This is a genomic window from Catenibacillus scindens, from assembly GCF_014202115.1.
Lineage (GTDB): Bacteria > Bacillota > Clostridia > Lachnospirales > Lachnospiraceae > Catenibacillus > Catenibacillus scindens.
The window spans coordinates 156,771-170,139 of sequence record NZ_JACHFW010000002.1; the positions used below are offsets into that span (position 1 = coordinate 156,771).

Annotated in this window: 16 protein-coding genes; 14 read left to right on the forward strand and 2 right to left on the reverse strand. The window is 43.1% G+C overall.

Annotated features, from left to right (window positions below):
- The first annotated feature begins 9 nt into the window (after positions 1-9).
- From rbr to HNP82_RS03590, 7 genes are all read left to right on the forward strand, one after another.
- Entirely contained in the window at positions 10-543 is a 534-nt protein-coding gene (rbr, locus tag HNP82_RS03560) for a rubrerythrin (RefSeq protein WP_183771585.1), read from the forward strand.
- 370 nt (positions 544-913) lie between these two features.
- On the forward strand, positions 914-1,828 hold the full coding sequence (locus HNP82_RS03565) for a sugar phosphate isomerase/epimerase family protein (RefSeq protein WP_183771587.1): 915 nt from the start codon (positions 914-916) through the stop codon (positions 1,826-1,828).
- Positions 1,829-1,944: 116 nt separating this feature from the next.
- A complete protein-coding gene (gene cls / locus HNP82_RS03570) occupies positions 1,945-3,474 on the forward strand; it encodes a cardiolipin synthase (protein WP_183771589.1) in 1,530 nt (509 codons plus the stop codon).
- A 102-nt stretch (positions 3,475-3,576) separates the two neighbouring features.
- Positions 3,577-4,245 carry an acyltransferase gene (locus tag HNP82_RS03575; RefSeq protein ID WP_183771591.1) on the forward strand — a complete coding sequence of 223 codons (669 nt, stop codon included), beginning with the start codon at positions 3,577-3,579 and terminating at the stop codon, positions 4,243-4,245.
- Positions 4,242-5,279, forward strand: coding sequence for a CPBP family intramembrane glutamic endopeptidase (locus HNP82_RS03580; protein ID WP_183771593.1), 1,038 nt, complete (start codon positions 4,242-4,244; stop codon positions 5,277-5,279). Before HNP82_RS03575 ends, HNP82_RS03580 begins: the two co-directional genes overlap by 4 nt.
- Positions 5,280-5,651: 372 nt before the next feature.
- Entirely contained in the window at positions 5,652-6,344 is a 693-nt protein-coding gene (locus HNP82_RS03585; RefSeq protein ID WP_183771595.1) for an iron-sulfur cluster assembly scaffold protein, read from the forward strand.
- A 20-nt stretch (positions 6,345-6,364) separates the two neighbouring features.
- The gene (locus HNP82_RS03590) at positions 6,365-7,375 is read left to right on the forward strand and encodes a GGGtGRT protein (protein ID WP_183771597.1); all 1,011 of its coding nucleotides are present in this window, start codon (positions 6,365-6,367) and stop codon (positions 7,373-7,375) included.
- A gap of 143 nt (positions 7,376-7,518) precedes the next feature.
- Here HNP82_RS03590 and HNP82_RS03595 read toward each other — a convergent pair whose 3' ends face one another.
- A complete protein-coding gene (locus HNP82_RS03595) occupies positions 7,519-8,769 on the reverse strand; it encodes a tyrosine-type recombinase/integrase (RefSeq protein ID WP_183771599.1) in 1,251 nt (416 codons plus the stop codon).
- 153 nt (positions 8,770-8,922) lie between these two features.
- Between HNP82_RS03595 and HNP82_RS03600 the strand changes: the two genes are divergently transcribed.
- The 4 genes from HNP82_RS03600 to HNP82_RS03615 all read left to right on the forward strand — a co-directional run bounded on the left by HNP82_RS03600 (position 8,923) and on the right by HNP82_RS03615 (position 11,162).
- Positions 8,923-9,462 carry a Uma2 family endonuclease gene (locus tag HNP82_RS03600; RefSeq protein WP_183771602.1) on the forward strand — a complete coding sequence of 180 codons (540 nt, stop codon included), beginning with the start codon at positions 8,923-8,925 and terminating at the stop codon, positions 9,460-9,462.
- Between the two features lie 736 nt (positions 9,463-10,198).
- Positions 10,199-10,363: a DUF2200 family protein gene (locus HNP82_RS03605; RefSeq protein ID WP_183771604.1), complete on the forward strand. Its 165-nt coding sequence runs from the start codon at positions 10,199-10,201 to the stop codon at positions 10,361-10,363.
- A gap of 14 nt (positions 10,364-10,377) precedes the next feature.
- Positions 10,378-10,785 carry an iron chaperone gene (locus HNP82_RS03610; RefSeq protein ID WP_183771606.1) on the forward strand — a complete coding sequence of 136 codons (408 nt, stop codon included), beginning with the start codon at positions 10,378-10,380 and terminating at the stop codon, positions 10,783-10,785.
- Positions 10,785-11,162, forward strand: coding sequence for a DUF5655 domain-containing protein (locus HNP82_RS03615; RefSeq protein ID WP_183771609.1), 378 nt, complete (start codon positions 10,785-10,787; stop codon positions 11,160-11,162). Before HNP82_RS03610 ends, HNP82_RS03615 begins: the two co-directional genes overlap by 1 nt.
- On the opposite strand, the gene HNP82_RS03620 is transcribed toward HNP82_RS03615, so the two are convergent.
- On the reverse strand, positions 11,128-11,373 hold the full coding sequence (locus HNP82_RS03620; RefSeq protein ID WP_183771611.1) for a hypothetical protein: 246 nt from the start codon (positions 11,371-11,373) through the stop codon (positions 11,128-11,130). The genes HNP82_RS03615 and HNP82_RS03620 overlap by 35 nt on opposite strands.
- Positions 11,374-11,655: 282 nt before the next feature.
- Here HNP82_RS03620 and HNP82_RS03625 point away from each other — a divergent pair, with 282 nt between their 5' ends.
- From HNP82_RS03625 to HNP82_RS03635, 3 genes are all read left to right on the forward strand, one after another.
- Positions 11,656-11,919: a CD3324 family protein gene (locus HNP82_RS03625; protein ID WP_183771613.1), complete on the forward strand. Its 264-nt coding sequence runs from the start codon at positions 11,656-11,658 to the stop codon at positions 11,917-11,919.
- 67 nt (positions 11,920-11,986) lie between these two features.
- Positions 11,987-12,709: an Ntn hydrolase family protein gene (locus HNP82_RS03630; protein WP_183771615.1), complete on the forward strand. Its 723-nt coding sequence runs from the start codon at positions 11,987-11,989 to the stop codon at positions 12,707-12,709.
- Complete coding sequence (locus HNP82_RS03635; RefSeq protein ID WP_183771617.1) at positions 12,675-13,295, forward strand: CatB-related O-acetyltransferase; 621 nt, start codon at positions 12,675-12,677, stop codon at positions 13,293-13,295. Before HNP82_RS03630 ends, HNP82_RS03635 begins: the two co-directional genes overlap by 35 nt.
- Positions 13,296-13,369: the final 74 nt, after the last annotated feature.

A 13,369-nucleotide genomic window follows, 5' to 3' on the forward strand; every position in this document is an offset into this window, starting at 1 on the left:
TAAAATTATATGGAATTAAAAGGATCAAGAACAGAGGCAAATTTGCGGACAGCTTTTTCGGGAGAATCCGAGGCGAGAAATAAATACACATTTTTCGCCAGCAAGGCAAAAAAGGAAGGTTATGAGCAGATCGCGGCCCTTTTTTTAGAGACGGCCAACAATGAAAAAGAGCATGCTAAGATCTGGTTTAAACTTCTCGACGGCATTAACGATACCCCGACAAACCTGAAAGCGGCAGCGGCAGGTGAAAACTATGAATGGACAGATATGTACGCCAATTTCGCCAAAGTCGCCAGAGAGGAAGGTTTTGACCATATTGCCTATTTGTTTGAGGAAGTTGGAAAAATTGAGAAAGAACATGAGGAGAGATATTTAAAACTTCTTGAAAATGTAGAGAACGGCCTTGTATTCTCAAGAGACGGGGATATGATCTGGCAATGCGCCAACTGCGGACATATCCATATCGGCAAACAGGCTCCTGAAGTATGTCCGGTATGTGCCCATCCCCAGGCATATTTCCAGCTCCAGGCTAAAAACTATTAATTTAAGACCTGCTCACGGGTCTTGGCGCGGGAGTCAGGGCGGCTTCATCCGACATAATTCTTATCCGGCTCCCTGCGCATCCCCCATCTGATATATTGCAACAGTTTCCGCCATCCGGAATGGCCAGAACTTATCTGCCGCAATATATTTTTCAAAGGCACATGCTGTCCTGCATTTTTGTCAGGGCAGCATTATTTTTTATGTTTCCGGTAAAAATAAAACAAAAGTAACAGTTCAGCCCGCGCCATTCGCATTTAGCCATTGAATTTGCCATAAATTGTGATAAAATAAAGAAGAAGTTTACAGCTTTTTAGCCTCCAGACATTCCATACTGGCGGCCGCTCTATAACCCATTTAGGAGGATAAAAGAATGAAATTAGGTTTAGTTAGCGCTATTTTGGGCGATCTCTCTTTTGAGGAAATGATTGATTTTCTTGCTGAAAACGGATTTCAATGCGTTGAAGTTGCCTGCTGGCCCAAAGGCAAGGCTGTTCGCCGGTACGCGGGTGTAACTCATATCAATATTGATGAGCTGGATGATGAAAGGATTACCTATATAAAAAAATATGTGGCTGAGAGAGGCATTGAGATCTCTTCCCTCGCATATTATCCCAATACGATGGATCCTGATCCGGAAAAGAGAGCGGTCTATGTGGAGCATCTCAAAAAGTTGATCACAGCTTCCGCCAGACTGGGCGTCAATATGGTGACAACCTTTGTGGGACGTGTCCCTGATAAGACAATCGCCCAGAACCTGGAGATTATGAAGGAAGTCTGGCCGCCCATAATCAAAGTGGCCGAAGAATACGGTGTTAAGATAGCCATTGAGAATTGTCCTATGCTTTTCACTGATGACGAGTGGCCGGGGGGACAAAATATCATGACAAGCCCAGCCAACTGGAGAAAAGTATTTGAAATCATTGACAGCCCTAATTTTGGCATTAACTATGATCCCTCCCATTTTGTATGGCAGCAGATTGATTATATTAAACCGATTTATGAATTTAAGGATAAAATCTTCCATGTACATTACAAGGATATTAAAGTATACAAAGATAAGCTGGCAGACGTAGGTATTATGGCCACCCCTCTTCAGTTTATGTCTCCAAAGCTTCCCGGTCTTGGAGATGTGGACTGGGGCAAATATGTATCCGCTCTGACAGATATCGGGTTTAACGGCTATACCTGTATTGAGGTTGAGGATAAAGCTTTCGAGGGAAGTCTTGAGGATATGAAAAAATCCATTATTTTGAGCAAGAGATATCTTGAACAGTTTGTTATCTAACCGTTTTTCGCTCCCGGGATATGGCAGATATTCCGGGAGTTTTGTCTGTCTGCCCCCAGTACCCGCAAAAGAAAACTACATTCAGAGACGCACCGGTTGAAAGGAGACAGGGACTAATGAAAAAACTCATGAAGATTTTGCTGAGCCGTCTTGTACTTGTAGGAGTTTTGATTATTTTACAGATCATATGGCTCCTGATCCTTTTTTTCCATCTTGGAAACTATTCCGTATATATACGCACCTTTCTCACTGTATTAAGCATTATTGTTGCTCTGTGGATCATTAATAAAAAGGATAATCCGGCTTACAAGCTGGCCTGGATCGTTCCCATCCTTCTGCTCCCCATTCTAGGAGGAATGATGTACCTGGCCCTGGGCAACAAAAATCCCACACGGGGAATGCGCCGCCGGCTGGAACACTCCAAGTCAAAAATATGGCCCCTGGTCCATCAGGATGAGGAGGTTATCTTTGCCCTTGAAAACCGGAACATTAACGTGGCCGGCCAGGCAAAGTATCTTTCCCGCTGCGGTTTCCCCATCTATGAAAATTCCACGGCCCGCTATTTTGAATCAGGGGAAGCCTGTTATCCGGTAATGCTGGAAGAATTAAAAAAGGCAAAACATTATATTTTCATGGAATATTTTATTGTAGCCGACGGTACCATGTGGAACGGCATCCTGGAAATTTTAAAAGAAAAGGTCAAAGAAGGAGTGGATGTCCGTTTTATATACGATGACGTAGGCTGTGTCACACGCCTTCCATATCATTACTACAAACAGATGGAAGCAGAGGGAATCAAATGCATTGCTTTTAACCCCTTTATCCCGGTATTCTCTCTGGCTATGAATAACAGAGATCACCGCAAGATCCTTGTCATAGACGGCCATACCGGTTTTTCCGGCGGCATCAACCTGGCCGATGAGTACATTAATACTATCGAGCGTTTTGGCTACTGGAAGGACACGGCCATTATGGTCCGGGGTGAGGCAGTGTGGAATTTTACAGCCATGTTTTTACAGACCTGGAATGCCTTTTATCCCAAAAAAGATCAGGATTTTTCTATTTACAAGCCCAACGTCCATATTCAGGGAAACTACCAGGACGGCTTTATCCAGCCTTACGGGGACTCACCCCTGGATGATGAGGTTGTTGGGGAGAGTACCTACCTGAACATTATCAACCAGGCCAGCCGCTATGTTTACATTTTCACGCCTTACCTGATTATTGATAATGAAATGATGACCGCTCTGTGTATGGCTGCCAAAAGGGGTGTGGACGTACGCATTGTCACTCCCGGCATACCGGATAAGAAGATGATCTTTATGCTGACCCAGTCCTATTATGAGCAGCTTCTTGAAAACGGGGTACGCATTTATGAATACACTCCGGGATTTATCCACGCGAAAAATTTTGTGGCTGATGATATTATCGCTACCGTAGGTTCCATCAACCTGGATTTCCGAAGTCTTTACCTCCACTTTGAGTGCGGCGTCTATATGTACCGCACCAGGGCCATTATGGATGTAAAAAAAGACGCCATTGACACCATCCGGGAGAGCAGGGAAATCATGCTTCCCGACACCCGCCCCGGTTTTTTCAAAGGTCTATTCCAGGCGGTGCTGAGAGTGTTCGCTCCGCTGCTGTGACAGTATATCTTCTTGTCAGCTAATATCAGACAAGAAGATACGCCGTCCTAAACAGTTGTAATAAGACATGGAATTTATATTTATAAAGGAGAGTGTTATGTTATGTTTGAACAACTGACCATTAAAAATCTTTATGATCTGAAAGAAACCATTGCCGCCGATCTGTTTGAAGGACTCACTTATCCATGGGAAGCTCTTCCGAAAATCGGAGAATTTATTATGGCTTTGGGAAATTCCCTCCCGGAAAGCGAATATGAGAAAAAAGGCGACAATATATGGATCGCAAAAGACGCCGTCATCTATCCGTCAGCAATGATCAAAGGACCGGCGATTATCGGAAAGGGAGCCGAAGTGCGCCACTGCGCTTTTATACGGGGCAACGCTATTGTGGGAGAGGGAGCCGTAGTCGGCAATTCCACAGAGCTGAAAAATGTAGTTCTATTTAATAAAGTGCAGGTTCCCCACTACAATTATGTGGGCGATTCCATTTTAGGCCACAAGGCCCACATGGGCGCGGGTTCCATCACCTCCAATGTTAAATCCGACAAAACTCTTGTGGATGTAGTTGTGGGAGAGGAGCGCATCCATACCGGTCTAAAAAAGTTTGGAGCCATGCTTGGCGATTGCGTGGAAATCGGCTGTAATACCGTTATGAATCCGGGAACGGTGATCGGCAAACATTCCAACGTGTATCCGGTGTCCATGGTACGGGGCTTTATCCCTGCAAACCATATCTACAAAAAGCAGGGCGAGGTTGTAAATAAGCGATGAAAAAAATTTCCACAGCACACTGGCTTTTGGTGTCTATTGTAGTTTTACAGTTTGTGATCAGTCTTGGGCTGGCCGCCGCGATCCGTTTTCTGCCTGTGACCATTCCTGTGTGGGCGGTGCTTCTCATTTCACAGGTGTCACTGATCCTCCCGCTGACCCTGTACTGCGCCATCACCCGGTCCAACCCTCTAACGCTGATTCGTTTTAAAAAGACAAAGCCGGTCAATGTCATTATGGCTTTGCTTGTCATGACTCTGTCCTATCCGGTGATCATCCTGCTGAATTTTATTTCCATGCTTTTTGTGGACAACGCCATGGCCAGCGTCCTGCCATCAGCGCTGGATCTCGGTCTTATACCAGCGGTAATCTTAATGGCACTGCTTCCCGCCATTATTGAAGAATCCGTTTTTCGCGGAAGCTTGTACAACACTTACAGCCTCCGCAGGCCCCTGGCCGGCGTATTTTTCAGCGCCTTTTTATTCGGTCTCATGCACATGAACTTTAATCAGATGCCTTATGCCTTTTTTCTGGGCATTATCATGGCCCTTATGCTGGAAGCTACGGACTCCATCATAACAACGATGATCATGCATTTTTCTCTTAATGGATTTACAACCGTTTTAAGCTTTTTTACCGCCCAGAGCGGCGTGTCCACCCAGGCTGGCGCAAATTTCAAGGAGACTCTTTTAGAGACTTACAGGGAGACATTGGCAGCCCAGGATTTCAGCGGTTTAAGCCCTGAAGAAATTGATGCCATGGCTGAAAATATGCTCCCTATGGCACTGGGTATAGTCATCGGTATCCTTGCGGTCATCGCCATTGCGGCACTGGCCGCCGTCCTCGCCTTAATTTACGCCACCTTCCGAATCAACGGCCGCCGTCCGGGAGAGGTTCTTCTGGCAAAACATGTGGAAAACGATTATGTCCAGGGTTTTCACGGAAAAATGCGAAAAAACGCTATGCTGGATCTGCCTGTAATCCTGTTTATCATTTATGGGTTGGAAGAGTGTATACGCAGCGCGGTCATGATGTAGATGCACTGTGTAAAATGTCCCATAGAAAATCTATTTTCACTGTTCTTCTATTAAGGTTGCTAATTTCGTCAAAAAATGCAAAAAAGGCTGGACGAATTGAAAAAAAAGTGAGAAAATAGAGCCATGTATGATGATTATTTAAAGTAAACGGCAAATATATTTGTCGATTACTTTAAACCCTCCGGGGAATGCACACGATTTTTGTAAGGAAAGATCTGCGCTTCGCGCAGCAAAAATCGGCGCAGGAAACGTCATATTAAAAATTATTATAACGTTTCCTATAACAATCATACGCCTGTGTCAGGCATAAGACCTGCCCGATATCTGTTTCGGCGGGTACTTAAAATTTCATATTTTGAAAGGAGTCTCAAAATGATTTATTCACATGAAGTAGAAATGATGTGTCCTGTGGCTCAGGGTGTAAACCACGGTGCCGCGCCAATCCCAGAAGAAGCAAAATGGGTAAAAGCAAAAGAGATTAAAGATATTTCCGGTTTAACACACGGTGTTGGCTGGTGCGCTCCTCAGCAGGGTACCTGCAAACTCACATTAAACGTTAAAGACGGTATTATCCAGGAAGCTCTTGTAGAGACCATCGGATGTTCAGGTATGACTCATTCCGCAGCCATGGCTTCTGAAATTCTTCCCGGAAGAACTCTTCTTGAAGCTCTGAACACAGACCTTGTATGTGATGCCATTAACACAGCTATGAGAGAACTGTTTTTACAGATCGTATACGGACGTTCCCAGTCTGCGTTCTCCGAAGACGGACTTCCAGTAGGTGCCGGCCTTGAAGACCTTGGAAAAGGCCTTCGCTCTCAGGTAGGTACAATGTACGGCACATTGAAGAAAGGCCCCCGTTATCTTGAAATGGCAGAGGGCTATGTCACAGGTATCGCCTTAAACGAGGACGATGAGATCATCGGATACCAGTACATCAGCTTCGGCAAAATGATGGATTTCATTAAAAACGGTGATGACGCCAACACTGCCCTTGAAAAAGCAAAAGGTCAGTACGGCCGTGTGGATGACGCTGTAAAGATTATTGACCCAAGAAAAGAATAATTCGTTCGGAGGTATAGAAAATGGCTTTATTTGAATCCTATGAGAGAAGAATTGATAAAATCAATGCGGTATTAAACAGCTATGGCATCGCTTCCATCGAAGAAGCTGAAAAGATCACAAAAGATGCCGGCCTTGACGTATATAATCAGGTAAAAAAGATCCAGCCCATCTGTTTTGAGAATGCGTGCTGGGCATACACTGTAGGCGCTGCCATCGCCATCAAAAAAGGATGTAAGAGAGCAGCAGACGCTGCAGCCGCTATCGGCGAAGGTCTTCAGGCTTTCTGTATCCCCGGTTCTGTTGCCGACCAGCGTAAAGTAGGTCTTGGCCACGGCAACCTTGGCAAGATGCTCCTGGAAGAGGAAACTGACTGCTTCTGCTTCCTGGCCGGCCATGAGTCTTTTGCTGCTGCTGAGGGCGCTATCGGTATCGCAGAAAAAGCAAACAAAGTTCGTAAAAAACCCCTCCGCGTTATCCTTAACGGTCTTGGAAAAGACGCAGCTCAGATCATTTCCAGAATTAACGGTTTTACATATGTTGAGACAGAATACGATTACTATACAGGTGAATTAAAAGAAGTTTTCAGAAAAGCCTACTCTGACGGACTTCGCTCCAAAGTAAACTGCTATGGTGCCAACGATGTTCGTGAAGGCGTTGCCATCATGTGGAAAGAGGGCGTGGATGTATCCATTACAGGTAACTCTACAAACCCGACACGTTTCCAGCATCCGGTTGCAGGCACATATAAGAAAGAATGTGTGGAAGCCGGCAAGAAGTATTTCTCCGTTGCTTCCGGCGGTGGCACAGGCCGTACACTTCATCCGGATAACATGGCTGCCGGCCCTGCTTCCTACGGTATGACAGATACTATGGGACGTATGCACTCTGACGCTCAGTTTGCCGGTTCCTCTTCCGTACCGGCTCACGTTGAGATGATGGGTCTGATCGGCATGGGCAACAACCCAATGGTTGGTGCTACTGTAGCTGTAGCTGTTTCTGTTGAGGAAGCTGCGAAAGCTGGGAAATTTTAAGAAATCCAGTAAAATCAAGGGTTATAGACGTTAATAGAAATGATAAAAAGTGCCAAAAAAAGGGTCATTGGTACATTATTGGTACATTATTAGCACATCATATTGGTACATTGATCCTGAGTATGCCTGACTGGAAAAACACGCTATTTTATTTTTTCAATTTCAGTCTTTAGCCAGTCAATATTTCGATGGGTGTAAACCCTCTCAGTTAAGTCGGTTATTTCGTGGCCTACGATGTACTTGATGGCATATTCGTCCACTTCATACTTTTTAGCCATTGTTATGAAGTGGGCCCTGCCATCGTGGGCTCTATGGGCTTCGTTAAGGTTAAGTGTGTGTTTGATTTTCTCGAAGCGATGCCTGTATTTATCGTAGGTCATGAAATAATTATTATGTCTTGATGTATCGCAGCAATTAAACAACCGGTCGCTGCCAATGCTTTGAGCTTCATCGTACCGTTTTACAACAAGGTCCAATATTTTATGGTGTATAGGAACTGTACGGTCGGTCCCGGCTCTGGTTTTCATTCCGCCGACTATGATCTTTTTTTCAAGATCAACATTTTTTAGACGGATCAGACCAAGCTCCTGAGGACGCCATCCGGTATAGCATTGTATAAGCAGTACGTCTATGAAGTCGATTTTATATAAATTCTCCCACAATCGTTTCATTTCTTCATCGGAAAAAGGTATGTGGGCGTTTTTATTTGTCTCCATCTGGACTTTTAAATCTCTTGACAGATCAAATGTCCGCGCATAATTTGTCTGCACCACTTCATGCTCGACCGCGTAGTCCAGCATCAGGTTAAACAAGGACTTTATCCGTCCCTTTGTTGAATCTCCCGGAAATTTCTTTTTACCGTCTTTATCGAGTATATAACCGTCTTCGATGCAGCCTTTGATATGCCTGGCTTTCAGTTCCTTAACCGGCATAGAGTAAACCGAGCTGCAATAGGCCCAGGCTGCTGTGATTGTCCGCACACTGGACATGGTCTTTAATGTTTCAAAATATTTTTTGCTCCATTTCTCATACAATTCTTTGACGCTTATAAATTTATCAATATCATAAGGATTTTCATGATATTTGACCAGGGCTTCATACGCCTCGTTGTAGGTTTTAAAAAACGCCTTGGGTTTTAAAAGTTTTGTTATTGGTCTTCCCTCTGGTGTTTTCCCAACCGTAATTCTCACTCTAAAACGATTTCTAAGATTTTGATCCTTAATCTCAACAATGCTTCCGAAACCATTAGGGAGCCTCATCCGTTTTTTGCTGGTTGAATGACGGATTTTTTGAATTGCGCATTTATCAATAGGGTAGCCGCAATGGGGACATTGGATCGCTTTGTCACTGATCCAGCATGTAAGAACTGTAAAGAAAGAACTCTTTACTGCCATGTAACTTGCGATAAATATGATAATTAAAAAAAAGGAGTTAAGGAGGCTAAGGACTACAACAAAATGAAAAGCAAATTTGATCCGAGATTCTCGTGGTAAAAACTTGAGATAAGAACGACACTATGTTAAAATACAACAAAAGGGGTGATTTTTATGCCATTGGAACAGAAGAAACAATATACTGTTGATGATATTTACGCATTGCCGGACGGTGTGAGAGCTGAGCTTATTGACGGAGAAATGTATATGATGGCGCCGCCGGGACTGACACATCAGAATATTTCCGCATTCTTGCATAATACGATTTACTCTTATATACATTCAAAACATGGAGAATGTGTAGCATTAGCAGCACCCTTTGCAGTTTTCCTTAACGATGACGATCAAACTTATGTTGAGCCGGATATTTCAGTTATTTGCGATAAGTCCAAGCTGGATGAAAAAGGCTGTCACGGCGCTCCGGATTGGGTGATCGAGATTGTCTCACAGAGCAGCCGATCCAGAGATTATTTAACAAAATTATTCAAATATCAGACTGCTGGGGTAAGAGAATACTGGATTGTAGATCCCATTAGCAATCAAGTAATTGTATACCAGTTCGAGACCGGAAATGTGGCATCATACCCATTTGCTGATGAAATCCCGGTTGGAATCTATGACGGTGATTTGAGGCTCCAGATAAAAACAGAATAGAGAAATTATTATTTAAAGAGTCTTACGATTAGATTTATAGGACTCTTTTTTATTGAAAGAAAAGTAGAGGAATATTGTCATGGCTGTCCAAAATTTGAAGCTGATGTAGATAAAGATATTTTATATGCGTCTGCCTAGCTCCATTCAAAGGCTATGCCGTCTTTTCCTGTCTTTGCGGCTATACAGCACCACTCGCTTTAGGCGGTGTATCTGCTGAAAAACCACTTTATCATAGTGCAGGGCGACGGGGATTCTGGTATAATAAGAATGTATTCGTACGACCTTTCAAAATTAGCAGGCTACATTAGAATGATGTTGAGGTCAAATTAAAATTTGACCTCATGATACCACGGATCGCTCCGTGCTATCGCACTCTCGCGTCTCCGCTCCGCTGCGGTCGGCGCTGGGCAGGCGTCACTGGCGCCTAGCGCCCTAAAAACATTCGAAATCGCTCATTTTTCTCCGAAAAATGGCTCTTTCTCATGTTTTTGCGGGTCAAGTAGACATGCTTTTTCATACAAGTATGAAACGCATGTCTATTTGACCCTGGTATCATTAGAATACAGAAATCAAAATGATTACAATTTTCCATTGGTGCCATGATTGGGATGCTGGTTCCAAAAGACAGAAAAAAGACCGTCTTTGACATTGGCGCTGCGGCATTCCCTGCAACATATCTTCCGCTGATGGTGAAATTTTTCCGCACATGGCAGGCGGAAGAACAGGAGAAAACAGTATGAACAATGAAAAAGTTTATAGCATGAACTTCAGCAAAATCTATCCGCTTCTGGTCAGCAAAGCTCAGAAAAAAGGGCGTACATTAGAGGAGGTGACGCAGGTCATCACCTGGCTGACCGGATATACCGCAGAAGAAATTGAAAAGGCTGCGGTTCAGCCATAAGGAGGTGGAATGCCATGTGGGAATGCCCAAAATGCGGACGAAAGTTTAAGAATACCAATCAAAGCCATTACTGCGGTACTGCCCCGCAGAGCATTGAGGAATACATTGCACAGCAGCCGGAAGATGCCCGGCCGTATCTCCGCCAGATCAATGAAGCCATCAAAAACGCACTGCCTGACGCTGTGCAAAAAATTTCATGGAGTATGCCGACTTACTGGAAAAATCGGAACCTGATCCAGTTTGCAGCAGCTAAAAAGCACATCGGGCTGTATCCCGGCCCTGCGGCGGTAGAAGCCTTTGCAGACCGGCTGCAAGGATACAAAACCAGCAAGGGGACCATCCAGCTCCCCTATAACAAACCGCTACCGCTTGGTCTGATTGGTGATCTTGCGGCATGGTGCGGAAAGGAGTTCGGAAAATAATGGACACGGACACACTTCTTTTCTTTGAAGGACACATGGACGCCCTTTTGCTTTATGAAAAACTGGAAGAACGGATTTTAAAGGAAATCGACAATGTGCGCATCGAGGCACAGAAAAGCCAGATTTCCTTTTATAACAAGCATATGTTTGCCTGCGTGTCGTTTGCACGGGTTCGTAAAAAGAAGGATTGCCCAGAAAGTTATATTGTGGTGACTTTCGGCTTGAAGTATAGGAAGGAATCTCCCCGGATCGACATTGCCACCGAGCCTTACCCCCACCGTTGGACGCACCATCTGCTTATTTTCAAGCCAGATGAAATTGATGAGGAACTGATAGGCTGGATCAAGGAAGCGGCGGATTTTGCTTGCCAAAAATAGTATCTAACTTCACTTCATGGAAACAAAACGAAGGAGCGTACTGGAATGAAAGAAGCTCTTGGGAAGAATATGAACGAGCCAAGATGGTATACCGTCCGCAATGCGAAAAATCTATAAATGTACCGCTGATTTCATAAGTAACTGTTTCGTGTTGAGGCTTGCCGCGTTTTGGCAAAAATTCGTTATCTTTATGCTTTTGTTTTCCTTCCATTCCTTACTCTCTGATACGGGGACGTTTTAGAAATGCCAAAAGTATGAAAAAGAAATTTTTGGTTGGTTGATAGAAAATTATGATTGTGCTACACTAAATTCAAGCAGATATTCTTTGAAAAATGAAAGAAGTGATTAATATGTGCATAAATGAAAAAAGGAAAAATGATGTTTTCCTCCATGCAAAGCCAGTAGATTGCGACATTTGCATGGAGTAATCATAGTCGCAGAATAGAAATGCTGGCTTTGCCACTTGACTATCATATCAAGGAGGAAAGTCCGCATGAAGTATTTTAATGCAAAACTGATTCTTCCAGACGCATTGGTAAAAGAATTACAGAATTATGTTCAGGGTGGATATATCTATATTCCTATCGAACAGGAGCAGAAAAAGCGTTGGGGAGAAGTTTCCGGCTATCGGCAAGAATTGGAACAACGGAATGAACAAATAAAAAGAAAGTACCAGAATGGCGTTTCTATGGAATGCCTGTCTGAAAAATATGGTTTATCTCTTTATGCTGTTCGGAAAATTATATATCAGAAATAATCGTAAGGGGCTGTGTTTTACAGCCTCTTATTTTATACAGATTGGTTTGGTTTATCGGGGAGATGATATGATTACAGGGTTCAATTTTGATATTGACCTCTCTGTATGGAAACATAAAGTGATTGAAGAAAAGGAGCGTTTCTATATCGGAATTTTGCGACCAGACGGAACGTACCATTCTTATCATGGAGTGAATAAAAATGGAAATGTTGGAACGTTGTTATATGTACATGGAAACTCTGACGGAACATATCAAGACAGCCAAAACTGTATGACGATTGCAGATTTGACGGAGCAGTTTATTAAAGCACAAATTTCTTTTGATGAAGCACTTCAAATTGTAAAGTTAAAGAAGATTACCTATGCGCCGGACGCTACTATGCAGGCGATGTTATCAGATGTTTATGGACGCGTGTTGATAATTGAGCCGGGGATTGGATATTTGGAAGAGCATAAAAGATATTCCTTAATAACGAATTACTCTTTGATGAATCCAAAAAGTACCAAAAATTTTATTGTGCAGGGTGATAACCGATACGAAAGAGCTTTGCAATTATTAGACAGCTACAAAAATGATTTTTCAATCTCTAACGCATTTGCATTGCTTCATACTGTTCGGCAAGAAGGTGCATGGGCTACCAGAGTTTCATTTGTTTACTCTGCAAAAAAACAGGCAGTATATTATGCAGAGAATAACCACTTTGAACATATCACGAAATTTGTGTTTCCGTCAGCGGAGCAGGAAAGGAGTAGTCATGCAACAGAAAATCTATCCCCGTTCAAAGGATAAAGAAACAGTTTATCTGCAAAATGTTATTACTAATCCTAATATCACAGTTGGAGATTATACGATATATAACGATTTTGTCAGAGAACCAAAAGATTTTGAAAAGAACAATGTTTTGTACCAATATCCAGTTAATAAAGATAAACTGATAATTGGAAAATTTTGTTCCATAGCATGCGGAGCAAAATTTATTTTCAATAGCGCAAATCATACGTTATCTTCCTTGTCAACCTACCCATTTCCTATCTTCTTTGAAGAATGGGGATTAGATGCAAAGAATATTACGAAGGCATGGGATAACAAGGGGAATATAGTTATCGGGAATGATGTTTGGATCGGTTATGAAGCGGTCATTTTATCAGGCGTTACGATTGGTGACGGTGCAATTATTGGAACGCGTGCAGTTGTTACGAAAGATGTTCCACCTTATACAATCGTTGGTGGTGTACCTGCACAGACGATAAGAAAGCGCTTTTCACAAGATACGATTGACACTTTATTAAAAATAAAATGGTGGGATTGGTCTAAGGAGTGTATTACGCAACATATATCCGAAATACAGTCGGGAAATGTTGAACATCTGATATGAATTGCCGGACGGCGTTAGAGCAGAACTTATTGACGACGGTGAAATGTGAATCTATTGCGGTGATCTGAAAATTA